Annotated in this window: 17 protein-coding genes; 16 read left to right on the top strand and 1 reads right to left on the bottom strand. The window is 42.9% G+C overall.

Annotated elements, in window-relative coordinates:
* The first annotated feature begins 1,069 nt into the window (after positions 1-1,069).
* From LRA01S_RS06950 to LRA01S_RS06900, 11 genes are all read left to right on the top strand, one after another.
* Entirely contained in the window at positions 1,070-3,739 is a 2,670-nt protein-coding gene (locus tag LRA01S_RS06950) for a cation-translocating P-type ATPase (protein ID WP_096824069.1), read from the top strand.
* 262 nt (positions 3,740-4,001) lie between these two features.
* Positions 4,002-4,463 carry an RNA polymerase sigma factor gene (locus tag LRA01S_RS06945; RefSeq protein ID WP_249028462.1) on the top strand — a complete coding sequence of 154 codons (462 nt, stop codon included), beginning with the start codon at positions 4,002-4,004 and terminating at the stop codon, positions 4,461-4,463.
* Positions 4,450-5,451 (top strand): anti sigma factor C-terminal domain-containing protein, encoded by a 1,002-nt coding sequence (locus tag LRA01S_RS06940; RefSeq protein WP_061774910.1) that lies wholly within the window; start codon positions 4,450-4,452, stop codon positions 5,449-5,451. The genes LRA01S_RS06945 and LRA01S_RS06940 overlap by 14 nt, the downstream gene beginning before the upstream one ends.
* Before the next feature lie 412 nt (positions 5,452-5,863).
* Entirely contained in the window at positions 5,864-8,458 is a 2,595-nt protein-coding gene (clpB, locus tag LRA01S_RS06935) for an ATP-dependent chaperone ClpB (protein ID WP_061774909.1), read from the top strand.
* Positions 8,459-8,647: 189 nt separating this feature from the next.
* Positions 8,648-10,894, top strand: coding sequence for an anaerobic ribonucleoside-triphosphate reductase (gene nrdD, locus LRA01S_RS06930; protein WP_061774908.1), 2,247 nt, complete (start codon positions 8,648-8,650; stop codon positions 10,892-10,894).
* A gap of 122 nt (positions 10,895-11,016) precedes the next feature.
* A complete protein-coding gene (locus tag LRA01S_RS06925; protein ID WP_061774914.1) occupies positions 11,017-11,853 on the top strand; it encodes an energy-coupling factor ABC transporter ATP-binding protein in 837 nt (278 codons plus the stop codon).
* Complete coding sequence (locus LRA01S_RS06920) at positions 11,829-12,683, top strand: energy-coupling factor transporter ATPase (protein ID WP_061774907.1); 855 nt, start codon at positions 11,829-11,831, stop codon at positions 12,681-12,683. The genes LRA01S_RS06925 and LRA01S_RS06920 overlap by 25 nt, the downstream gene beginning before the upstream one ends.
* Complete coding sequence (locus tag LRA01S_RS06915) at positions 12,676-13,476, top strand: energy-coupling factor transporter transmembrane component T family protein (protein ID WP_061774906.1); 801 nt, start codon at positions 12,676-12,678, stop codon at positions 13,474-13,476. The genes LRA01S_RS06920 and LRA01S_RS06915 overlap by 8 nt, the downstream gene beginning before the upstream one ends.
* A 48-nt stretch (positions 13,477-13,524) precedes the next feature.
* On the top strand, positions 13,525-14,220 hold the full coding sequence (gene dapD / locus LRA01S_RS06910; protein WP_061774905.1) for a 2,3,4,5-tetrahydropyridine-2,6-dicarboxylate N-acetyltransferase: 696 nt from the start codon (positions 13,525-13,527) through the stop codon (positions 14,218-14,220).
* A gap of 18 nt (positions 14,221-14,238) precedes the next feature.
* Positions 14,239-14,463 carry a hypothetical protein gene (locus tag LRA01S_RS06905; protein WP_061774904.1) on the top strand — a complete coding sequence of 75 codons (225 nt, stop codon included), beginning with the start codon at positions 14,239-14,241 and terminating at the stop codon, positions 14,461-14,463.
* Between the two features lie 42 nt (positions 14,464-14,505).
* Positions 14,506-15,636, top strand: a complete 1,131-nt coding sequence (locus LRA01S_RS06900) for an N-acetyldiaminopimelate deacetylase (RefSeq protein WP_061774913.1) — start codon at positions 14,506-14,508, stop codon at positions 15,634-15,636.
* A 229-nt stretch (positions 15,637-15,865) separates the two neighbouring features.
* Here the strand turns inward: LRA01S_RS06900 and rpoN are convergent, their stop codons facing one another.
* Complete coding sequence (gene rpoN / locus LRA01S_RS06895) at positions 15,866-17,209, bottom strand: RNA polymerase factor sigma-54 (RefSeq protein ID WP_061774903.1); 1,344 nt, start codon at positions 17,207-17,209, stop codon at positions 15,866-15,868.
* A 122-nt stretch (positions 17,210-17,331) separates the two neighbouring features.
* On the opposite strand from rpoN, the gene LRA01S_RS06890 reads away from it, so the two are divergent.
* The 5 genes from LRA01S_RS06890 to LRA01S_RS06870 all read left to right on the top strand — a co-directional run bounded on the left by LRA01S_RS06890 (position 17,332) and on the right by LRA01S_RS06870 (position 22,954).
* The gene (locus tag LRA01S_RS06890) at positions 17,332-20,130 is read left to right on the top strand and encodes a sigma-54-dependent transcriptional regulator (RefSeq protein WP_061774902.1); all 2,799 of its coding nucleotides are present in this window, start codon (positions 17,332-17,334) and stop codon (positions 20,128-20,130) included.
* Positions 20,131-20,325: 195 nt separating this feature from the next.
* The gene (locus tag LRA01S_RS06885; RefSeq protein WP_061774901.1) at positions 20,326-20,769 is read left to right on the top strand and encodes a mannose/fructose/sorbose PTS transporter subunit IIA; all 444 of its coding nucleotides are present in this window, start codon (positions 20,326-20,328) and stop codon (positions 20,767-20,769) included.
* A complete protein-coding gene (locus LRA01S_RS06880; protein ID WP_061774900.1) occupies positions 20,766-21,257 on the top strand; it encodes a PTS sugar transporter subunit IIB in 492 nt (163 codons plus the stop codon). The genes LRA01S_RS06885 and LRA01S_RS06880 overlap by 4 nt, the downstream gene beginning before the upstream one ends.
* 66 nt (positions 21,258-21,323) lie before the next feature.
* Positions 21,324-22,118 carry a PTS mannose/fructose/sorbose transporter subunit IIC gene (locus LRA01S_RS06875; protein ID WP_061774899.1) on the top strand — a complete coding sequence of 265 codons (795 nt, stop codon included), beginning with the start codon at positions 21,324-21,326 and terminating at the stop codon, positions 22,116-22,118.
* Positions 22,119-22,129: 11 nt separating this feature from the next.
* On the top strand, positions 22,130-22,954 hold the full coding sequence (locus LRA01S_RS06870; RefSeq protein WP_061774898.1) for a mannose/fructose/sorbose PTS transporter subunit IID: 825 nt from the start codon (positions 22,130-22,132) through the stop codon (positions 22,952-22,954).
* Positions 22,955-23,026: the final 72 nt, after the last annotated feature.

Below are 23,026 nucleotides of genomic sequence, written 5' to 3'. Positions count from 1 at the left end.
AAAGTTAAAATAATATCTGTTTTTAATTTGACAGATTTTTGTTTTTTGGTATAATTAGTTTAGTATTGTTTTGAAAAATCAAACACAAAGAGCTATGTATTTGCCTACATAGCTCTTTTTTTGCGCTTTTTTCAAGCGTGTGGGCCAACCAGTCTAGGTTAGTCGTCCTTTTGTATCATCGTATCGATGATATGTAGCAAGATGCCAGCAAGAACATTTGCCAATAATTGTTTAAAAAAATCAAACACATGTAACACCTCCTTCCTAGACCAAGAGGTGCCAATTATTAAGATAACATATTTAAAATCAAATGAATCAAATATGGCGCGAACGTAGGGAAATGAGGAGTGAACGATAGTTTGTCTAGAGTTGATGTAAGAAGTTAAAATAATAGTTTTTTTAATTTGACAGATTCTTCTGATGTGCTATAATGTAGGTATACTTCAGTTAAAAGTTGAACATCACAAAGAGCTATGTATTTGCCTACATAGCTCTTTTTTGCGCTTATTTGTACTTAATTGAAGCGTGTGGGATAACTAGTCTAGGCTAGTCATCCTTTGGCATTATTTTGTCAATAATGCGCACTAAAATGTCTGCACAGACATTTGCTAAAACTTCAGTTAAGAAGTTGAACATATGCAACACCTCCTTCCTAGACTAAGAGGTGCCAATTACTAAAGGATCATATTAAAAAGACGGTTGGGGCAGATTTGGCGTGAACGCCTGAAATTGAGCACCCAACGCCAAATTGTCTAGCACCCAATCAAAAATGCCTTAATCTTCCTATGTTTGTCAGTTAGCTCAAAGTAATAAAACTTGAAAATTTATCAAAATTTGTTATAATGAAATAGAACTCAAGGGAGTAGCAAGCAGATTTCTGCGCAACTATCGTCATTACGGCCGTGTTTCGGCTCGGTAGTTGCTTAATATGCGAGACTTGTAGCTGTAGCTACAGGTCTCTTTTTTATCCGCTGTGATCGCTTTCGGCGTATCAGCTAGTCATCTTGAGACCGGAGTTATTGTTAAGGATCAGCCTAACTGAAGGCGTTACTAAATGAAGGAGACGACATTGTCAGAAAAAAAATGCTATACGCAAACCCCAGAAGAGGTTCTGTCAGACTTGGCAACAACCAAAAAAGGATTGACGTCAACTGAAGCACAAGACCGTCTTGCCAAATATGGTAAGAATGAATTAGATGCTGGCGAGAAAAAAACACTACTCGCTAAATTCCTAGAGCAATTCAAAGATTTAATGATCATCATCTTGATAATCGCTGCGATTCTTTCAGTGGTAACAAGTGGTGGTGAAGATATTAGTGACGCGATTATTATCATGGCCGTAGTTATCATCAATGCCGTTTTCGGTGTCTACCAAGAAGGTAAAGCCGAAGCTGCCATCGATGCCTTGAAATCAATGTCAACACCATCAGCGCGTGTGCGTCGTGATGGTCACGTTGAGGAAATTTCATCAGACATGCTCGTGCCTGGTGATGTGGTATCGCTCGAAGCTGGTGACGTTGTACCAGCAGACATGCGTTTGCTTGAAGTGAATTCCCTCAAAATCGAAGAAGCAGCCTTAACGGGTGAGTCTGTACCAGTCGAAAAAGACTTGGCCGTTGCCGTTGCTGCGGATGCCGGTATCGGTGACCGTGTCAATATGGCCTACCAAAACTCAAACGTGACTTACGGTCGTGGTTTGGGTGTGATCGTTGCAACAGGGATGACAACAGAAGTTGGTAAAATCGCCTCAATGCTTCAAAACGCTGAGGAAACAGATACACCACTCAAACAAAACCTTAACAACTTGTCGAAAATCTTGACTTATGCGATTTTGGGGATTGCAGCTGTGACTTTCCTTGTCCACATGATGCGTGCAGGTTGGGATCAAGAGGCTGCGTTGAGCGGTTTGATGACATCAGTCGCCCTCGCGGTTGCAGCGATTCCAGAAGGCTTGCCAGCCATCGTAACGATCGTCCTTGCGCTCGGCACACAAGTCTTGTCTAAGAAAAATGCCATCGTCCGCAAATTACCAGCGGTTGAAACGCTTGGTTCGACTGAAATCATCGCCTCTGATAAAACTGGTACATTAACCATGAATCAGATGACAGTTGAGAAAGTTTACACTAACGGTCAATTGCAAGATGCGACAGATGAGATTACTTTCGATGACATGACGCTTCGTGTCATGAACTTCGCCAATGACACGAAAATCGCCCAAGATGGCAAGCTCATCGGTGACCCGACAGAAACAGCACTCGTCCAATACGGGATCGACCATAACTATGACCTGCGCAATGTCCTCAAAGCTGAGCCGCGCGTAGCAGAGTTACCGTTTGACTCAGACCGTAAACTCATGAGTACCGTCCACAAAATCACGGCTAATGAGTTCCTCGTTGCTGTTAAAGGCGCACCAGACCAGCTCCTCACACGCATTAGCAAGAAAGTTGTTGACGGGCAAGTTGTTGCCATGACACAGGCTGATCGTGATGAGATTCTGGCGCTGAATAAATCACTTGCGAAACAAGCCCTTCGGGTCTTGATGATGGCTTATAAATATGAGTCTGCCGTGCCTGAGCTTGAAAGCGAAACCCTTGAAAATGACTTGATTTTCGCTGGTTTGATTGGTATGATCGACCCAGAGCGTAAGGAAGCTGCTGAAGCTGTGCACGTTGCCAAAGAAGCGGGCATCCGTCCGATCATGATCACCGGTGACCACCAAGATACAGCTGAAGCTATCGCTAAACGTCTGGGCATCATCGACGAAGGTGATACAGTCGACCACGTCTTCACTGGTGCTGAGCTCAACGAACTCAGCGACGAAGAGTTCCAAAAAGTGGTGACACAGTACAGCGTTTATGCGCGCGTGTCTCCTGAACATAAGGTTCGTATCGTGAAAGCATGGCAGAACGAAGGTAAAGTCGTTGCCATGACCGGCGACGGTGTCAACGATGCACCCGCACTTAAAACGGCGGATATCGGGATCGGTATGGGGATTACCGGAACAGAAGTGTCTAAGGGCGCGTCTGACATGGTTCTTGCGGATGACAACTTTGCGACGATCATCGTTGCTGTTGAAGAAGGTCGTAAAGTCTTCTCAAATATCCAAAAAACGATTCAGTACTTGCTTTCTGCCAATACTGCTGAAGTCTTGACCATCTTCCTTGCGACCTTGTTTGGTTGGGATGTTTTACAGCCAGTTCACCTGCTCTGGATTAACCTCGTAACAGATACTTTCCCAGCGATTGCGCTTGGTGTTGAACCGACTGAACCAGGCATTATGACCCACAAACCACGTGGTCGTAAAGCCAGCCTCTTCTCAGGTGGAGTCATGTTTGCGACGATCTATCAAGGTCTCTTACAAGCAGCGCTCGTCCTTGGTGTTTATGGTGCAGCGATTGCGTGGCCAGTCCACACTGGTGATGCCATGCACGCGGATGCCTTGACCATGGCCTTTGCGACACTTGGCTTGATCCAGTTGTTCCATGCCTTTAATGCCAAGTCAGTTTACCAATCTATCCTGACAGTTGGTCCTTTCCGTAGTAAGACATTTAACTGGTCGATCGTTGTGTCATTTATCTTACTCGGTGTGACCATCGTCGTGCCAGGATTTAATGAAATCTTCCACGTGACACATCTAGATGCCTATCAGTGGGCAATGGTCCTCGTCGGCTCATTTGCCATGATTATCATCGTTGAGATTGTTAAAGCCATCCAACGTGCTATGGGCTTGGATAAATAAACTAGATAAACAAAAATCCTTTGTCTCTTTAAAAGTAGACAAGGATTTTTTTGTCAATTTAATCATATTTCTAGTATGATAGAAGAAGAGATAAAAATAAATCATATTTCATGTAACCAAACTAAGTTTAATTCGTTATATAAGTGAAGAAGGATTTTAAGCGCTTGAATGCGCGTAAGCGTAGGTCAAATGTCAAGATTTCACGTAGAGAATTGTAGAAAGGAGGTCGCAAGTGAATATTAGCCCTTATGAGCAAATTTTAATGACTTGCGTATCTGAAATTCAGCGCTATTTGATCAAAACTGGCGCGAATCCAGCAGATGCGCAGGATATCGTCCAAGATGTCTTGGTGAAGCTGATTCAGGCTGATATTGTACTTGCACCTGATAAATTACGTCCCTGGCTCTATCGTGTGGCACTGAGCCGATTTTATGATCTCTATCGCCGAGAAAAGTGCTACCGAGCACTCTTGTCTGAACGGTTTTATCTGATTTATGGTCATCCTGATCAGATTGATGACGAGAGAGGTTGGCAGCTGGAACAGGCTTTGCAGGCGTTAAATGATTATCAAATCGGACTTGTAGCCCTCTATTATGAAGATGACAAGTCTGTCAAAGACATCTCAGAGATATACCAAATTTCTGAAGCCAAGGTCAAGACAGACCTGTATCGCCTACGGCAGCAACTCAAAAAAGAAATGGAGCAAAACGATGAAACTAAATGAAAACTTTGATCAGCTCATCAAAAAAGAAAAACGGAAGAGACTACTTAAGACAATCGCAATTTCTTTTGTGACGACGGTTGTTTTACTGTTTATCGGCTTTACCCTGATCAATAAACGGATGGAAATGCAATATAAAAAAGCACAGGAAATGGCGAACATCACAGATATGATCGAGTCGCCTAATCTAGTTTCACAGTCCCAGTACTTAAGCACATCAGGTCGAGTGACTTCACAGTTAAAAAGTGAACGCTTTAAAAATATAGATGGCTACATGGTCGCAGCAACGCCACTTGAAATCAATTTCAGTTTATTTGGTATTGGTTATGGCAGTGGGAAAAACTCATCCTTAACCGTTCCGATTACAAAAACCAAAGAAATCGGTGCCTTCAGTCGTGAAAATGGCGAAAAACTCCCGCTGTTTTTCAATCCCAAACACAAGGAAAGCGAAACTCAGCAAGAGGCTAAGGCAACGCATGAAGCCAGAACCCTATCTGGATTTAAAAATCACGTCGCAGAAGTTGCCATCTCTTTTAAAGAGCCGATGACTTATGCTGAAATTCAAGCCAAAATTCCAGAAAATGTCCTGATTAACTGGTACTGGTTAGGCATGGCGAGTGATCAACTCTCAGCCACAGAGACAGTCGGTAAAGTCATAGGCATCAACGCAGACGAAGCCGGTAAACTGTCGAGCGAACCATTAAAATCAAAAACTTCAAGTGCTTGGTGGTCTCCTAACTACCCATCTTTTGTGGCAGCTGTAAAAACAGCCGCGGAAAAACGAGGCTACACGGTGAATGGTCTTGATATCTATCAAGATGCCTTAAAACAAATCGAAAAATACCCAACGTTAAAGACAGCTAAATTTTCAGGGATCATCGTCAGTGGTCGGACGGAAAACTTAGCAACATTAGATGATGAACCCTATGTCTATACGACAAACGTAGGCCTTCAAGCCGAAATTCTACCCTATATTGAACCGACAAAATAATCACAAAAGGCTGGGACAAAATGTTCCAGCCTTTTCAAATACTCAAATGATAATAAAACGCTGCTTTTTACCGATTTGGTATTATTTCCTATGATTAGTATGCTTCTTTACAATTTGGTCGAAAAGGTACATAGGAACAGGCTAGAGGTAATTCCAATCAACATCAAAATTCGGTCATCGCCTATTTATTAGAGGTCTTTTGTCCTAACCTATTTTTGATATCTAACAAAGGTCAATTTCCCTAGATAAAAAGTTTGACCTTTATTGATCAAAGCGGTATAATAAGATTTAGAGATAGGATATCTCTGGAATATACTTCTGAAAATAAAGGAGGAAATGAGTTACGGCTCCTAGTGACTTAGAAAATAAATGATTTTTTCTAAGCTGTTAGGTAGTCGCCTCAACATCTGATATGAATATTGAAAAAATGACAACAACTTTACAACAAGCTTTGGCTGAGGCGCAAAAAATTGCCCAAGTCAGACAACATCAAAATATAGAAATCGCACATCTCTGGAAATTTATGATTCAGCCTGGGCAGTTTGCGCATGATTTTTATCAAGACTTAGGACTAGATTTAGCAGGTTTTGAGGCTGAAATTGATCAGGAACTAGATAAAATTTCTGTCGTGACTGGTAGCAATGTCGCTTATGGTCAGAATTTGAGTCAAAATCTCTTTAACTTATTCAGCCAGGCTGAAAAGCTAGCTGAAGCTTTAAAAGATGAGTTTTTATCTACTGAGACGGTGCTGTTAGCACTCTTTTCTCAAAGCCATAATCCATTGACCCAGTATCTAAAAAATCATGGCATCACGGAGAAAATGGTTAAGGAAAAAATCGAGAGTATGAGAGGAGGAAGTTCGGTGACGAGTCAAAATCAAGAAGAACAATATGAAGCGTTGAAGAAATACGGCGAGGATCTGGTTGAGAAGGTTCGCGCGGGTAAGATGGATCCCGTGATTGGGCGTGATGAGGAGGTGCGAGATGTCGTGCGGATTTTGTCGCGCAAGACGAAAAATAACCCAGTGCTGATCGGGGAACCTGGTGTTGGTAAGACAGCCATTGTCGAGGGTTTGGCGCAACGGATCGTGAAGAAGGATGTGCCGACAAATCTGAAAGATAAGACGATCTTTAGCTTGGATATGGGCGCGCTGATTGCGGGTGCTAAATTCCGAGGTGAGTTTGAGGAGCGGCTCAAGGCTGTTTTAAATGAGATTAAGAAGTCTGATGGTCGGATTATCCTCTTTATCGATGAGATTCACACGATTGTCGGCGCGGGTAAAACGGAAGGTTCGATGGATGCGGGCAATCTGTTGAAACCGATGTTGGCGCGTGGTGAGTTGCACTTGATTGGTGCGACGACTTTGGATGAATACCGTCAAAACTTCGAGAAAGACAAGGCTTTGGAACGTCGTTTCCAAAAAGTGTTGGTGCAAGAACCGACAGTTGAGGACACAATTTCTATCCTGCGTGGTCTGAAAGATCGCTTTGAAGTGCACCATGGTGTGAAGATTCACGATAATGCCTTGATTGCTGCGGCAACCTTGTCAAATCGCTATATCACCGATCGTTTCTTGCCAGACAAAGCCATTGACCTGGTCGATGAAGCGAGTGCAACGATTCGGGTTGAGATGAATTCTTCGCCAACTGAGCTAGATCAAATCACGCGTAAACTTATGCAGCTTGAAATCGAAGAAGAAGCCTTGAAGAAGGAAACGGACGATGGCTCTAAAAAACGTTTGGCGATCCTACAAGAAGAACTTGCCAATACACGTGAAACTGCCAATGCTTTGAAGATGCGTTGGGAAACAGAAAAAGAAGCGGTGGAAGCCATTCACACCAAACGTGCTGAGCTAGAGCAAGCCCGCTTTGATCTGGAAAATGCTGAAAATGACTATAATCTGGAGCAGGCAGCTGTTCTTCGCCATGGTACGATTCCAAAACTAGAAAAAGAAGTGGCTGATTTAGAAAACGCGCAAGAAGCAGACGCTAGCAATCACTTAGTCCAAGAATCCGTGACAGACAATGAAATTGCTGAAGTGATCGGTCGTTTGACTGGGATTCCTGTGACCAAACTGGTCGAAGGCGAAAAAGAAAAACTCTTGCATCTAGCAGATACTTTACACCAACGTGTGGTAGGGCAAGATGAGGCGGTTAATGCGGTTTCTGATGCCATTATCCGCAGTCGTGCCGGCCTACAAGATCCAAACAAACCGCTAGGAAGTTTTCTCTTTCTCGGACCAACTGGTGTTGGTAAGACAGAATTGGCTAAGAGCCTAGCTGAAGATTTGTTTGACTCTGAGAGTCATATGGTGCGGATCGATATGAGTGAGTACATGGAAAAACACAGTGTCTCACGTTTGGTCGGTGCCCCTCCAGGTTATGTCGGCTATGACGAAGGCGGTCAGTTGACCGAAGCTGTCCGTCGGAATCCTTACACGATCGTTCTGCTTGATGAGATCGAAAAAGCCCATCCTGATGTCTTTAACATCCTGCTCCAAGTCCTTGACGATGGCCGTTTGACAGATTCTAAGGGTGTTGTCGTTGATTTCAAGAACACCGTCTTGATTATGACATCCAACATTGGCTCACGGACGCTCTTGGATGGGATTGCTGAGGATGGCACGCTTGACAATACGACCAAGGAAGCCGTTCTGGATGAGCTCAAACTGCATTTCAAACCTGAGTTCCTCAACCGGATCGATGATACCGTCGTCTTCACGCCATTGACCTTAAGTGTCGTGAAACAAATCATCGACAAGATCGTGGCGCAGCTCTCTGAACGTTTGGCGCATCAAGACATTCGCCTAGAGTTGACGACAGATGCCCTTGATTGGATCGCCAAAAATGCGTATGAACCCGAGTATGGGGCACGGCCGATTAAACGGTTTATGACCAAGTATCTTGAAACACCACTTGCTAAGGAACTTGTATCTGGTAATATTTTACCAAATGCTGTGGTTTTGGTTGGACTGAAAGATGATAATTTAGTTTTAGATGTCAAGTAAAACGACTCGCAAACCCGCTCAACAGCGGGTTTTTACGTACAAAAGAAAATTGTCTAAAAACTATATATAGTGTTTGAAACTCTTTTTTTACGAAAATTAACACAATATATTGTGCTTTTTTCTATTTACAAACTACATCTTGAGTGGTAGAATATATTTAAAATCACTTTTAGAAATGAGATGTACGTTATGATGATATGGGAAAAAACAGAGGTAGTCGACAACACAATGGAAGTTGTCAAGCGCGATGGTCGCCATTTAAATTTTGAACCGGAAAAAATTTATGATGCCTTGAGAAAAGCCTCTGATGAAGTTTTTCCTATGTCACCGGTTCAAGAAGTGAAATTGGAACACTTGACGGATAAAATCGTTGCAACAATTTTTGACCGTTTTGATAACAATATCAAAATTTATGAAATTCAAAATATCGTCGAGCACGTTTTGTTGGATGCCAACGAATACAAATTAGCAGAAGTCTATATTAATTATCGGACGAAACGTGATTTTGAGCGCTCGCAAGCGACAGATATCAATTTCACCATTGACAAACTGATTAACAAAGAGCAAACTGTTGTCAATGAAAATGCTAACAAAGACAGTGATGTCTTCAATACGCAACGTGACTTGACGGCTGGTATCGTTGGTAAATCGATTGGTTTGAAAATGCTACCGGCGCACGTCGCCAATGCCCATCAAAAAGGTGACATCCATTTTCATGATTTGGATTATCAACCTTATGCCCCAATGACCAACTGTTGTTTGGTTGATGTCAAAGGCATGTTGCGTGACGGGTTCAAACTTGGGAATGCCGTCATCGACAGCCCGAAATCGATCCAAACGGCTGCTGCACAAATCTCACAAATCATTGCCAATGTTGCCTCAAGTCAATATGGTGGCACATCTGTCAACCGCATCGACGAAGTGCTTGCGCCTTACGCTGAGCTCAACTACGCCAAACACATGAAGGACGCCGAAGAGTGGGTAGCAGCTGAAAAACGCGAAGCCTATGCTCGCGCTAAAACGGCCAAAGACATCTATGACGCTATGCAAAGTCTGGAGTACGAGATCAATACCTTGTTCACGTCCAATGGTCAAACGCCATTTACAACGTTTGGTTTCGGTCTAGGTGAGGATTGGTATGCGCGCGAAATTCAAAAAGCCATTCTGCAAAACCGCATTAAAGGTCTGGGTAAAGAAGGGCGGACAGCCATCTTCCCTAAACTCGTTTTCACCATTAAACACGGCTTGAACTTAAACGCTGGGGAACCAAACTACGATATCAAAGAACTTGCCGCGGAATGTGCGACAAAACGCATGTATCCAGATATCGTCAGCTATGATAAAATCGTTGAATTAACAGGCTCTTTCAAAGCACCAATGGGTTGCCGTAGTTTCTTGCAAGGTTGGCAAGATGAAAATGGTCAAGACGTTGTCGACGGCCGTATGAACTTGGGAGTTGTCACGCTTAACTTGCCACGTATCGCGCTTGAGTCTAAAGGGGATAAAGACAAATTCTGGCAAATCTTCTTTGAGCGGATGGCGGTCATGAAAGATGCTTTGGTTTACCGAGTTGAACGGGTCAAAGAAGCAACACCTGCCAATGCGCCAATCCTTTATGAAAACGGTGCTTTTGGGAAACGTCTGAGCAGAACAGACTCTGTCAATGAGCTGTTCAAACATCGTCGTGCGACGATTTCAGCAGGCTATATCGGTCTTTATGAAGTCGCAACCGTTTTTTATGGTGGCGAATGGGAATCTAACCCTGAAGCTAAGACCTTCACGCTCGATATTTTGCGTGAAATGAAAAAAGCGGCGGGCGAGTGGTCTGACGAATATGATTATCATTTCTCAATCTATTCAACGCCATCTGAAAGCTTGACAGACCGTTTCTGTCGACTAGATACAGAAAAATTTGGTGAGATCCAAGATATCACAGATAAAGAATATTACACCAACTCATTCCACTATGATGTCCGTAAAAATCCAACACCATTTGAAAAATTAGACTTTGAAAAAGACTATCCAGTCTTTGCTAGCGGTGGTTTTATTCACTACTGTGAGTACCCAGTCCTCCAACAAAACCCTAAAGCTTTGGAAGCGGTTTGGGATTATGCCTATGATCGCGTGGGTTACCTAGGGACTAATACACCGATTGACCACTGTTACGAATGTAACTTTGAAGGGGACTTCACGCCAACTGAACGTGGCTTCCAATGCCCGAACTGTGGCAATAGCGATCCTAAAACGGTTGACGTCGTAAAACGTACCTGTGGTTACCTCGGTAACCCACAAGCACGTCCAATGGTCAAAGGGCGCCACAAAGAAATTTCATCACGTGTCAAACACATGAATGGCTCAGTCGGCCACTTGTCAAACGGTGATGATTTGGAAAGTGTTGCAATTGATGCAGCCAAATCTCCTTTCTTTCATCAATAAAAATTTGAGGAATTAAAAAGATGGGTCATTACATCGGTTTTCCGACTTTTTAATCTCGTCCATCAGTCAAATCAAAATGAACAAAAGCCGACAAGTTCGGCTTTTTTTGGTATAATATGGTCATGCAGAAAATTCTGGAAATAAAAAATTTAACTTATCAATACGAGGAATCAAGCGATGTTTACGCTGTAAATGACGTGTCTTTTGACGTTGATCGTGGGGAGTGGGTGTCGATTATCGGGCGCAATGGTTCTGGTAAATCAACAACAGCGCGATTGATTGATGGTCTGATGGCAGCAGCCTCAGGTGAGATTATCATCGATGGGCAAACCTTAACGGAAGAAAATGTTTGGGACTTGCGCCAAAAGGTCGGCATGGTCTTTCAAAATCCTGATAACCAGTTTGTCGGCTCAACCGTTGAGGATGATGTCGCTTTTGGCATGGAAAATCACGGTGTACCATGCGAGGAGATGTTGACACGGGTGCAAGCTGCACTAGAGCGTGTCAATATGCAGGACTTCAAAACGAAGGAACCCGCGCGTCTGTCTGGGGGTCAAAAACAACGGGTTGCCATTGCAGGGATCGTTGCTTTGCGTCCTGATATCATTATCCTGGATGAAGCGACATCTATGCTAGATCCAAAGGGCAGACTTGAAATTATCCAAGTCGTCCGTGAAATCAAGGAACAGTATGGTTTGACCGTGATTTCAATCACCCATGATTTGGATGAGGCTAGTCTTTCGGATAAAATCATCGTCATGAAGGATGGCAAGATTGAGCAGATTGCGACACCAGATGTCTTGTTTTTAAATCATAACCTCGTCGATATTGGTCTGGATGTACCTTTTTCGGCCAATGTCGCAAGGGAGCTGCGCCAAAATGGGCTGCAGATTCCTGAAAAATATTATACAGAAAGTGAGTTGGCTGACTTCTTATGGCAATCTCTTTTGACAAAGTAACCTACACCTATCAGCCCAACACACCTTTCGAAAGTCGGGCTTTGTTTGACATTGACTTAGATGTGGCAGATGGCAGTTTCACAGCACTTGTCGGCCATACAGGGTCTGGCAAATCCACTTTATTGCAACACTTAAATGCCTTGTTGCTTCCGACTTCAGGGACTGTCACAGTCGATGAGACGGTGATTAAGCCTACGAGTAAAGGGAAAGAAATCAAACCAGTTCGTCAAAAAGTTGGCGTTGTGTTTCAGTTTCCTGAAACACAGTTATTTGATGAAACAGTCTTAAAAGACGTTGCTTTTGGTCCGCAAAACTTTGGTGTCTCTAAAGAAGATGCCCAAGCTATTGCGCGTGAGAAGTTGAACCTAGTCGGGATTTCCGACGAACTATTTGAGCGGTCACCGTTTGAGCTTTCTGGTGGTCAGATGCGCCGTGTGGCGATTGCTGGTATCCTAGCGATGAATCCAAGCGTTCTTGTATTGGATGAGCCAACAGCTGGTCTAGATCCCAAAGCGCGGATTGATATGATGCGTTTGTTTGAAACCATTCATGCCTCTGGTGTGACGACGATCTTGGTAACCCATCTCATGGATGATGTGGCTGATTATGCTGATACCATGTACGTTCTGGAAAAAGGTCGCATCGTCAAATCGGGTAAACCTCAAGACTTGTTCCAGGATGTTGCTTTCATGACTGCCCATCAACTCGGTGTGCCTAAGGCGACACGTTTTGCGCTACTCTTGCGAGAACGCGGTCAGTACTTTGAGCACTTGCCGATTACACGTGCGGCGCTAGTTGAGATGATTAAGGAGGCGGCAAATCATGGATAAACTGATTATTGGTCGCTACATTCCAGGCAATTCGATGATTCATCGTCTGGATCCACGCAGTAAGCTACTCGCGATGTTTGCCTTTGTCTTCATCATCTTTCTGGCAAATGATGCAATTGGCTACGGCATCCTGACGGTCTTTACCTTTATTGGCGTTGCCTTGAGTCGGATAAAACTGTCCTATTTCCTCAAAGGGTTACGCCCGATGTTGGGGTTGATCTTATTTACGGTCATCTTCCAAATGCTCTTTACAACAGGCGGCGAAGTGCTCTTTCAAATCTGGTTTTTGAAAATCACGACTTACTCGCTGCAAAATGCCTTTTACATCTTCATGCGGTTTGTCTTGATCATCTTCATGTCAACGCTATTGACGCTGACGACGCCACCTCTGACTTTGGCAGATGGGATTGAAACAGGACTAGCGCCATTGAAAAAAATTAAGGTGCCTGTTCATGAAATCGGACTCATGTTATCCATTTCCTTGCGATTTATTCCGACGCTGATGGATGATACCACGATGATCATGAATGCCCAAAAATCACGGGGGATGGATTTTGGTGAAGGTAACTTGGTTCAAAAAGTCAAATCGGTTATTCCGATTTTGATTCCATTGTTTGTCTCAAGTTTTAGACGGGCAGATGATTTAGCCATTGCCATGGAAAGTCGTGGCTATCAAGGGGGAGAGGGACGTAGTAAATACCGTGTCCTCAAATGGCAGAGATTCGATACCCTGCTGTTGCTCAGTTTGGTAATTGTTGCGGCTATTCTGGTCGCATGGAATATGTTGAAATAAGAAAAGAAGCAATAGATTCTACTACACACACTTAAAAGGGAGAGTAATATGACGAACAAAATGACGGCACAAGAAATTATCCAATTTATCGGGAATGCTGAGAAAAAAACAGCGGTGAAAGTGACGTTTGAGGGAGCGCTAGCGGGTGCTAAGCCTGAATCAGTGATCCAACTGGGCAATGTCTTGTTTGGTGACTGGGCAGAAATTGCGCCGCTTTTGGTTAACTTGACTGAAAACAAAGATTATGTCGTTGAGCAAGATGGTCGTAACTCAGCTGTGCCTTTGCTTGATAAGCGTGAGATCAATGCACGTATTGAGCCAGGTGCAGTGATTCGTGACCAAGTTGAAATCGGCGATAATGCTGTGATCATGATGGGTGCTGTGATTAATATTGGCGCTGAAATCGGTGTGGGGACGATGATTGACATGGGTGCGATTTTAGGTGGCCGTGCTATTGTCGGTGAGAATTCGCATATTGGTGCAGGTGCTGTCCTTGCGGGTGTAATTGAGCCTGCTAGTGCTGAGCCAGTTCGTGTGGGGGACAACGTCTTAGTCGGTGCTAACGCCGTGGTCATTGAAGGCGTACAAGTCGGCAATGGTTCTGTTGTTGCAGCGGGTGCTATCGTCACACAAGATGTCCCTGAAAATGTTGTCGTGGCAGGTGTTCCTGCACGTGTAATTAAAGAAATTGATGAGAAGACCAAGCAAAAAACAGCACTTGAAGATGCACTGAGAACTTTGTAATCAAAGGATGATACGGATATGGATAAGGATAGTAAGCTGAATCTGCAAGTCACTGCTGTCATTTGGGGTATTGGCTTAGTTATATTGTTCCTCGGTTTGATCTTCAATAGAAAAGCACTATGGGTGAGGGTTCTATGTATTGCAAGTGCTATTTTGCTTGTTGCCTTGATTTATGCGTTAGTCCAAACCTTACGACATAAAGGAACCTTTAAAAAGAATTTTTTAATGCCTGAATGTGGATGACGGCTCAGTTCTTAGGGAACATATGAAATGTGTGGTGAAAAGATGTTAGATTTGATTAAAATTCGTAGGGAGCTCCATCAGATTCCTGAAATTGGTTTGGAAGAGTTCGAGACACATGCCTATCTCATGGCACAAATTCGTGAGTTGACAGCGGATAAATCCTTCGTTGACATCAAAACTTGGCAGACAGGTATTGTCGTCAAGTTAAATGGCTTTGCTCCTGACAAGACGATTGCTTGGCGGACAGATATTGACGGCTTACCGATTGTTGAAGATACGGGACTGACTTTCGCCTCGCGCCATGAAGGTCGGATGCACGCTTGCGGTCATGACATGCACATGACTTTAGCACTTGGTGTTTTGGAAGCTATGCTTGCAAGTGAACCCAAAAACAATCTGATTTTCCTTTTCCAACCAGCTGAAGAAAATGAAGCGGGTGGCATGCTCATGTATGAAGCTGGCGTCTTTGATGGCGACTGGAAGCCAGATGAATTTTACGGCCTCCATGTTAGACCTGATCTTAAAGTTGGTGATATCGCGACCAATACCCATACCCTATTTGCGGGGACTTGTGAAGTCAAGATTAACTTCAAGGGAACAGGTGGGCATGCTGCCTTTCCGCACCATGCTAATGATGCCTTGGTTGCAGCAAGTTATTTCATCACACAGGTTCAGACTATTGTCAGCCGGAATGTCGATCCGATTGAAGGGGCAGTGGTGACTTTTGGTAGTCTCCATGCTGGCACAACGAATAATGTGATTGCGGAAACGGCCTTTCTTCATGGGACGATTCGGACCTTGACGCAGGAAATGAACGCTTTGACCCAAAAACGGATCAGGGCCATTGCAGAAGGTGTTGCCTTGAGTTTTGGTCTGGAAGTTGACATTGAGCTTAAGCAAGGCGGCTATCTACCAGTTGAAAATAATCCTGACTTGGCTCAGGAATTGATGACCTTCTTTGATGCGCGAGATGGCGTGAATTTGATTGACATTGCGCCAGCCATGACAGGAGAAGATTTCGGTTATATCTTGTCAAAAATACCAGGTGTCATGTTCTGGTTAGGGATTGAGACGCCTTATGCCCTGCACCACCCTAAAATGTCGCCCAATGAAGCGGCACTTGCCTTTGGTGTGAAACAAATCTCAGCTTTTTTGAAAACGAGAGTCCTTTGAAAAAGAGGCGATGACTGATTTTCGGTGTAAAACGGAATCAGTCATCGCCTTTTTTGTGTGGCTTGGGATCAGGGGTTAAGCAGCAGGCTTGATCGTCATAAAAATACCATTTTCGTATTGTTTCTGGGAAACAATACGAAAATAGTAAGAAAAATGATGTGAACCCTAAAATATAAACTTTTGAAATCAAGTATTGAGTGCTTGATTTTTTTGTTAGTTCAATTTCTTCTTAATATCGTTTTCGATTGCGAGACGTTGGAATACCTAAAGCATCCCTGTATTTAACGACGGTTCGGCGTGAGATATCAAAGCCTGCTTGTTTCAGTTGGTCAACAATTTTCTGATCTGACAAAGGCGCTTGTTTATTTTCATTTGCGACAATATTCTGAAGCTCCGATTTGATCGCGGTATTGGCAACCACTTCGCCAGTTGCCTCGCCATTTTTCTGCAGAATCCCTTGTGGGAAAAAGTGTTTTAATTCATAAATGCCCCAAGGCGTGCGCATGTATTTTTGATTGACTGCGCGACTGATGGTTGATTCGTGTAGGTCTAAACTTTGGGCAACTTCCTTTAAGGTGAGCGGTTTAAGCGGGTGACGGTCATCTAAGAAAAAGTCAGACTGGTGCCGTAAAATTTCCTGACCGACCCGAAGAATGGTTTCCCCACGATTTTCAACAGTTGTCTTTAACCAATCAAACTCAGCTTTTCGGTCTTTGAGATAGGCTTGTAATTCAACATCCTCTATCTCTTTGTAGCGATTATAGTACTTGTCTTGGAAAGTAATCTGTGGTTGACCTGCCTTGGTTGATTGGATGTCAAGATGTTGCTCGCTAACCGTTACCTCTAAATCTGGTTTGATATATTGGGCGAGTGTTTGAGCGTAAGCTGCGCCTGGCCGAGGTGTTAGGGTTGGGATATAGTCGAAAACGGTTTGTATCTCAGGAAAGCTAACCGCGTATTTTTGACTAATGTCCTCCCATTGTCGATTGACCAAATCATCAAAGCTTTCTTCTAATAGCAAATAAGCAATATCAGGTGCAGCATGGTCACGTTCGGTTTGGAGCATCAGACATTCCTGTAAATTTCGTGCACCGATACCGGCTGGTTCTAACTGTTGCAAAAGCGTCAAGGCGTCAAGTAGTTGGATTTCAGTCGCGCCTGTTTTTGTTGCAGCAGCATCAAGAGAGAGTGTTAGGTAACCATTGGCATCTATGTATTCAACTAAAAAAAGTAAGAGTGTCCGTAAGAAAGTATCGCGATAGTTGAGGTGAATTTGCGCCAAAACATGTTCATAGAGAGATACTTTCTCTGCGGGTAATTGTTCCAGAAAAGCTTGGTGCCGATCCTCCGATGTTTGATTTAAGCCATGGTTGATTTGTGGGTGCTCAAAAGAATCTGGACTATTACTCACTGAAATGAGTGGATTATCAAGAGATTGCTCCCGCAAATAATCTCTTAGATCGTTTGTGCTAAAATGTAGAATTTGAATAGCCTGTTGCATGGTTTGTGTCATAGCAAGCTTTTGTTGCTGCGTTTGACTCTGCTTCAAGTTAATGGATGGTTTAGGGGACATGGCTACTCTCTTTCTCAAAATATCTTTAGATTCATTATACACAAAAATTTGGCAATATTTCATAAAATTAAAAAAATTACGTTATAATAGACCTATTACGAAGCAAAATGAAGGGGAATCAGATGCTTAGAATCGATAAAGTTTATCAGGGTTTAAGTCAGTTATGGGGGGATAGAAGCGTGGCTGACTTGCAGGACATGCAAGGGACGACGGCGCTTGAAGTGGCGAATTTACTAGGGATTAGTCGAGCAAACACCAGTTTGGAGTTGAATAAATTGGTCCGTGATGGCCGTGCCATCAAGGTAACAACCTATCCAGTTCGCTTTTTACCCAAGGAAACGATAGAGGTCCTACTAGATCGAGACTTGCAAGAGATTACGGAACTTGAAACGATTTCAGATTTAGATGCGCCTCATCAAACAGACAAACCAGTAGCAGAAGCCTATCTATCCAATTCAAAAAATCCTTTTGATCAGATAATCGGCCATGATACCAGTTTGAAACAGGTAATTTCTCAAGCCAAAGCAGCGGTTTATTATCCACCATCAGGCTTGCACATGCTCTTGCTCGGACAAACCGGCACTGGGAAGACATTTTTTGCCGAAAAAACCTATGAATATTCTCTCTATGAGGGTCTCTTGAAAGAAGATGCCCCCTTCAAAAGCTTTAACTGTGCCGATTACTATAACAACCCGCAGTTGCTGATGAGCCAGCTCTTCGGTTACGCCAAAGGTGCTTTTACAGGCGCAGACCAGGATCATGAGGGACTCGTCGAAAAAGCCGATGGTGGCGTTCTGCTACTTGACGAAGTGCACCGCCTACCGCCTGAAGGCCAAGAAATGCTCTTTTATTTCATTGACAACGGCAGCTTTAATCGCTTGGGGGAAAATGGTGTCAAACGACACAGCAAAGTGTTGATCATATGTGCAACGACAGAAAATCCAGACTCAGCACTCTTGAAAACGTTTGTCAGACGGATTCCGATGACGATTCAGATCCCGTCATTAAGTGAACGCCCCATAGAAGAACGTGTCGCCTTAACCAAGTTCCTCTTTGCACAAGAAGCTAAACGCATCAAGAAAACGATGCGGATCTCAATTGATGTCATCAATGCCTTGGTTCACGCCACGACTTCAGGCAATGTTGGGCAACTGAAATCCTTAGTCCAACTCGTCTGCGCTCAAGCCTTTTTGACAAGTATCCATCGTTTTGATGAAGTGGATATTGATATTTGTAATCTACCGGATGACATTCGAGAAGATTGGGTCAGCAGTCGTGATAATTTGGCGCGTGCCATGGTTATCTCAAAATATGTCGACGTGGTCACCGTCATTCATCCCGAAGAAGTCACCGTCGCTCAAGAAGCGTCAACAGACTATAATATATATGATGCGCTGGATAAAAAGCTAGCAGTTCTTGAAAATGAAGGTCTCTCTCATACCCTCATCAAGAAAACGATGATGCGGGAACTCCAGCTCTACTTGAAAAAATATGTCAAAAACTATGATAGCACCTCAAATCTCTTAAACTTTGTAGATAAGGCCATCGTTGACTTTGTCAATCAGTTAAAAGAAATTGCCGAGGCTGAAATGCGCGTGAAATTTGACCGCCGTTTCACATATTTCTTTGCTATGCACATTGATGCTTATTTCTCTCGTGGTGAGAAGGTCAACTTACTCGTTGCGCAAGAAATCGAGAATCTAAAAAAAGAACAGCCACTCGAATATCAAGTGGCGGAACGCTTTAAAATTGAAATTTCACGCGTCTTCCATCATGATTTACCAGATGTCGAGGTTGCCTATTTAGCCATGCTTTTAGTCAATATGGACACAGAGAGTCTGGATCAAAAAATTGGGATCCTGGTGGCCGCTCATGGCAATAGCACTGCAACTTCTATGGTCAATGTCGTCACTGAGTTACCAGGTGTCGCCCAGATTGATTCCCTTGATATGCCCTTATCAATGTCCCCTCAGAAGATGTTCGAGGAGGTTGTTGAAAAAGTCAAGAAACTCAATCTTGGTAAAGGCGTTCTGCTCTTGGTAGATATGGGCTCATTGTCAATGATCGAGCCCAGGTTGATCAAGGCAAGTGGTGTCGAAGTCAAGATCATCTCAAATGTGACAACGGTGATGGTCTTGGACGCAGTAAGAAAGACCAATTATACAGACCGGACCTTAATGAATGTCTATGATTCTGTTAAACGAGATTTTCTAGCGAGTGTTCGTGCCCAAAAAACTTCTAAGGGGAAACCGAAAGCGATTCTTTCTATCTGTACGACAGGATCAGGGACAGCTAAGAAAATCGAGGTCTTGCTGAGTGATATCATTGATCGAGCGACGGATGAAGATGTGCGTGTCCTGACTTTATCCGCTTTGAAAATCAAGGAAGAGCTCCCGAAAGTATTAGAAAACTATCAAGTCTTGGCAAGTGTTGGGACAAAAAATCCCAAACTTGAAGCGCCTTTCATTTCCTTGGAGCGATTGATTGAAGGCAGTGGAGGTAACATGTTGCACCAAATTTTGTCAGAAGGTGAAGTGACAGAAGCTGAAAATAAAAGTCAGAATTTTGTTATTCGAGATTTGTGTGAAGACATGCTTGAAACGCATCTGGTTTACTTAAATCCTAGGTTGATTTTGGACTTTTTGTTGAATTGGACAGATGCTGTTCAGCAAGCCTGTCAAATGAATTTTCAAAATGCAACCTTGATTAAATTAATCATCCATTCAGCCTTTGCTTTTGAACGTGTCATCAAAGAAAATGCCCTGCGATATGAAGACATGCCAAGTGAGGCTTCACTTGAGCTATTACCGCTTGTGACCTCGACTTTATCACCGATTGAAAATGGCTTGAACTTGTATTTATCAGAAGGAGAAAAAATTTTCATCTGTGAAATTTTAGCAGAAGTCACAAGTGTTTCTTAAGTGAGACAAAGTGTTTTATGTTTCTCATCAGTGTTCTAAAAGTGTTTCAAAACAGATGTTTTTTGTCTTGGAACATTTTTTTATATCCCAAAAACACCATAAAATATAGGGGGTATAAAAAGAGTTGTGATTGAAACACTGTTTGGCACGGTTCTTGCTTTTATATAGGTGTAAAGAAAAATAAGGGAGAAAAGTATGACAGCAATTATTGTTAGTGGTCATGGTCAATTATCAACTGGTCTACTAGATGCTTTTGAAATGATTTTTGGTCACGATGAGAAAATTATCGCAGTGCCGTTTTTAAAAGGGGAAGGCATTCCACAACTTCAAGAAAAATATCAGGTAGTAATGGATCAATTTCCAGATGACAACATTTTATTTTTAGTAGATGTTTTTGGTGGCACGCCTTATAATTCCGCAGTGCAGTTAGTATTTGATCAACCGGCAGCAGATGTCGCGACGGGTGTGAATCTCCCGATGCTACTAGAGCTTGCAGCGGTCAAGGAAAATAGTGACCTAGAAACGCTGAGACAGCAGTTGAAGATGATTAATCAAGAGGGATTTAAAATCTTTTCTGAGGTGATCGCATCGGCTAACAAAACATTACACACAATTGACGAGGAGGATGATTTATTATGAGAATTGAACTAGCAAGAATTGATGATAGATTTATTCACGGACAAGTTTTGACCAAATGGGTAAAACTTCGACCAATTGACCGCATTATCATTGTCAGCGATAGCGTGGCAGCAGATGAGATGCGCAAGACCTTGGTACTTTCAGTCGCGCCTGCCAATGTTGCAGCAAGTGCCGTATCGGTTGATAAGATGATTCGGGCCTACAAATCGCCGAGATATGAAACGACAACAGCCATGCTCTTATTTGAAAACCCACAAGATATTGTTCGATTAGTCGAAGGTGGCGTTGATCTGAAAGAAGTTAACGTTGGTGGCATGCGTTTTGACGTAGAGCGTAAACAAATTACCAAGTCTGTTTCAGTTAATGACTCTGACATTGCTGCGTTTAGAAAATTAAAAGACCTAGGGGTTAAAAATGAGTTACGTCAGTTACCTGGCGACACATCACAAGATTTCAAAGACATTTTAGAAAATGCCTTAAAATCATAAGATTGCATTACTGAACGAGAAGGTTGACAAACAGTCAATCTAAAGTTCACAACAAGGAGGAAAAAAATGAGTGTGATTCAAATTGTTTTACTTTTAATTGTCGCAGGGATTACTGGTATCGGATCAGTAGTTGACGAAGCGCAAACCCATCGACCGCTGGTTGCTTGTACGTTAGTTGGGATTGTCTTAGGTGATATTCAAACTGGTATTATTCTAGGTGGGACATTGGAAATGATGGCTTTGGGCTGGATGAACGTTGGACTTGCCATGGCACCAGATACAGCCATTGCCTCTGTTATTTCTACGATTCTTGTTATTAATTCACACCAAGGTATTGGCGAAGGGATTGCAATTGCAGTACCTCTTGCAGCAGCTGGTCAAGCTTTGACTATTTTTGTTAGAACAATCACGGTATTCTTTATTCACAAAGCTGACGAAATGGCTAAAAAAGGTAATTATAAAGGTATTGAGCGTGCTCACTTACTCGCTATGAGCTTGCAAGCGCTCCGTGTTATGATTCCAACTTTAATCATCAGTCTCATTTCTGCAACAGCTGTTCAAAATTTCTTGAGCTCTATTCCAGAAGTCATCACGCGCGGTCTTCAAATTGGTGGTGGTATCATCGTTGTCGTTGGTTATGCTATGGTGATTAACATGATGGATGTGCCTTATTTGAAACCCTTTATGTATGCAGGCTTCCTATTCGCAGCCTTTACTAACTTCAACTTAGTTGGTTTCGGTGCATTAGGCTTGATTGCAGCCATGATTTACCTACAATTAAAATATAATGGTCAACCACAAGTAGCAGCAGCGCCTGCAGGTGTGGTATTTGATGATGATGACGATGATTTGGACGCTTAGGAGGCAAAAAAATGACTGAAAAAAGATTAACTAAAAAAGAATTAACGAGTATGTTTCTACGTTCAAACTTCCTATTAGGCTCTTTCAACTTTGAACGTGTACAATCCCTAGGTTTCTGTTATGTCATCATTCCAGCCTTGAAAAAAATCTATCCAGAAGGTGAAGAGCGTAATCAAGCCTTGACCCGTCACTTGGAATGGTTTAATACACAACCTTGGTTGACAGCACCGATTTTCGGTGTAACAGCTGCAATGGAAGAAGAAAAAGCAAATGGACGAGACATTGATGGTTCTGCCATTCAAGCCATGAAGATTGGTTTGATGGGACCATTAGCAGGTGTGGGCGATCCGATTTTCTGGGGAACAGCTCGTCCAGTCTTGGCAGCGCTCGGTGGCTCACTTGCTTTGACAGGCTCGATTGCAGGACCTTTGCTCTTCTTTATCTTGATCAACATCATCCGCTTAACAACCAAATATTTTGGTCTCTTCTATGGTTATGAAAAAGGCATGGAAATCATCAAAGATATGGCTGGCGGTCGTATCAAGAAATTAACAGAAGGTGCTTCAATTGTTGGTTTGTTTGTGATGGGTGCGTTGATTAGCAAATGGACAAGCATCAATATCGTTCTACAAGCAACAAAAATGAAAGATGCAGCTGGTAAAATGCAAATCCAAACCGTTCAAAACGTATTGGATAGCATCATGCCAGGGATGTTAGCACTTGGCTTGACCTTGTTTGTCGCTTGGTTATTGAAAAAAGGGGTTAACCCATTGCTCATCATCATCGTCATCTTTATCATTGGTATCTTAGGCTACGCTGGTGGTATTTTAGGGTAATGGTGGTGCAATAAAAAATAGAGTTGCCGCAGACGAGAAGCGCAACTCTATTTTTTTAGCTCATACTTTCAA

It is taken from the genome of Pseudolactococcus raffinolactis NBRC 100932, from assembly GCF_001591765.1.
Lineage (GTDB): Bacteria > Bacillota > Bacilli > Lactobacillales > Streptococcaceae > Pseudolactococcus > Pseudolactococcus raffinolactis.
The sequence above is the reverse complement of the archived record's forward strand: the minus strand, read 5'-3'. Positions and strand labels throughout refer to the sequence as shown.